The sequence below is a fragment of the Nocardia sp. NPDC060220 genome, from assembly GCF_042727815.1.
In the GTDB taxonomy this organism is placed as follows: Bacteria; Actinomycetota; Actinomycetes; order Mycobacteriales; family Mycobacteriaceae; genus Nocardia.
On record NZ_JBHWZY010001059.1, the window covers coordinates 1 to 2,089 of the forward strand.

A 2,089-nucleotide genomic window follows, 5' to 3' on the forward strand; every position below is an offset into this window, starting at 1 on the left:
CCTCGGGTATTTTGCCGGTCGTAGGCGCGAATAGAGTATGTCCTCGGACCGGCTGCCGGGACGCGTGAGATGTGTGGGGTTCCCGGGGAGCTACCCGTGTCCGCGCGGGATCAGATGTCGCCTCCGAAGTTATCCACAGGCTCTATGCACATGTCCACAACTTGGGGCCTGAGAGCGGCGCGGGCGCAACGGATCTCGCTCCGGTCACCGCGCGGCTACCCGTAGGTGTCGCGCGGGCCACGGCCCTTGATGTGGCGATCGCCCTTGCGCCAGCTCGGCGCGGCGGGGCCGGTGATGCGCAGCGACGTCACCACGCCATGACCGACCGCGGCATTGATCTTGGCCAGGATCTGGCTCTGCAACATGCGCAGCTGGGTGGCCCACGCGGTGGACTCGGCGGCGATCTTGAGCACACCGTTCTCCAAGGTCACCGGAGTGGCGTGGGAGGCGATGTCCTCACCGACCACCCGCGGCCAGCTGCCGAACACCGTGCCCTCGGCTACCTTGCCTGACCAGCCACGATTCTTCGCGAGCGTGCCGCTGAGCGCACCGAGGAGCTGGGGATCACGGGCATCGGGACCCGACCCGGACCAACCACTGCGGCGCCTGCCACCGGCCCGCAGCTTGCGTACCGGCGAGGCCCTGCCCTGCCCCACGGACTTGCCGCTGGCCTTGGCTGCGGCCCGCGCCTCTTCCAGCGCCCGGCGGGCCAGATCGATGCCGCGCAGTTCCGGTGCGGGTTCTTCCGGCACGGGTTTCCGCCTTCCGGTGTCGAGGGTGGCCGAGTGTGGATGGAGTCTACGCCGGGGCGCCGACGGGCTCGTCGAGCACCGATCCGGCATATATCCAGCATGTTGCCGGTTTTCCACAGGGGCTGGGGATAACTATCGCGATCTGTGCATATCTTCGGCGTGTTGGACGACTTCGGGGACGATCTGTGAGGTACGCCGGTCCGCCTCGCCGGTCGTGTGCACACGCAACGGTTCGGCGGCCAGTTCCGACGGCACGTCCTCGGCCACCGCGGCCGTGATCAACACCTGCTCGGCACCCGCGGCCACCTCCGCGAGCGCGGTGCGCCGCCGGCGGTCGAGCTCGGCGAACACGTCGTCGAGCAGCAGCACCGGTTCGGAACCTTCTCCGCGCAACAGCTCGAACGAGGCCAACCGCAGCGCGAGAGCGAACGACCAGGACTCCCCATGACTGGCGAATCCCTTCGCCGGTGCGCTGCCGAGCAGCAACTCCAGATCGTCGCGATGCGGGCCGACCAGACAGACCCCGCGATCGAGTTCCCGATTCCTGGCGGCGGCCAGCTCGGTCAGCATGATCTCGTGCAGCAGCTGTGCGTCACCGGCCGCGGGCACTGTGGCCGGATCGAGGAGTTCCGGTGGGAGATACCCGGAGCGGTAAGTGATTGCGGCAGGGCGTGATTCGGGTGCGATCGACCGATATGCCTGGGACAGATGGGGATACAGGTCGTGGACCAGGCGCAATCGTTCGGCGAGCAGCACTGCCGCATGATCGGCGAGGTGCCCGTCCCACACGTCGAGGGTGCCCAGATCGGCACGTGAACGCGATTGGCGCCCAGCGGTTTTCAACAGCGCCGAACGCTGCCGCAACACCTTGTCGTAATCGGCGCGTACACCGGCGAGCCTGGGCAACCGGGCTGTGGACAACTCGTCGAGGAACCGGCGCCGCTCCCCCGGATCCCCACGCACCAGCGCCAGATCCTCCGGCGCGAACAACACGGTCTGCAGAATCCCCAGGATCTCGCGCGAGCGGCGCACCGGCGAGCGATTGATCTGCGCGCGGTTGGCGCTGCCCGCCTTGAGTTCCACATCCACGCGCAGTTCCCGCCCGGTGTTCACCACGGTGGCCCCGATCCTGGCCTGGGTGGCGCCCATCCGGATCAGCGGCGCGTCGGCGGAGACCCGGTGCGAGCCGAGCGTCGCCAGATAACCGACGGCCTCGAGCAGATTCGTCTTGCCGTTGCCATTTGCCCCCAGGAGCACCGTGCGCCCTGGGGACAACTCGAGATCGGCGTGTTCCCACGAACGGAAATCACGGACCGACAGCTCACGGATGAACATGT

The 2,089-nt window shown here is 67.9% G+C and carries 2 protein-coding genes; both read right to left on the reverse strand.

All coding sequences use genetic code 11. The features are described 5' to 3' along the window. Positions 1-215: 215 nt before the first annotated feature. Complete coding sequence (locus ACFWF3_RS33555) at positions 216-752, reverse strand: DUF721 family protein (RefSeq protein WP_245914449.1); 537 nt, start codon at positions 750-752, stop codon at positions 216-218. Between the two features lie 132 nt (positions 753-884). After that, entirely contained in the window at positions 885-2,087 is a 1,203-nt protein-coding gene (recF, locus tag ACFWF3_RS33560) for a DNA replication/repair protein RecF (protein WP_379317985.1), read from the reverse strand. Between the last annotated feature and the right edge of the window lie 2 nt (positions 2,088-2,089).

Bases quoted from the DNA above. Each gene is read 5' to 3' on its own strand.
- recF (WP_379317985.1), bottom strand. From the start codon at position 2,087: ATGTTCATCCGTGAGCTGTCGGTCCGTGATTTCCGTTCGTGGGAACAC.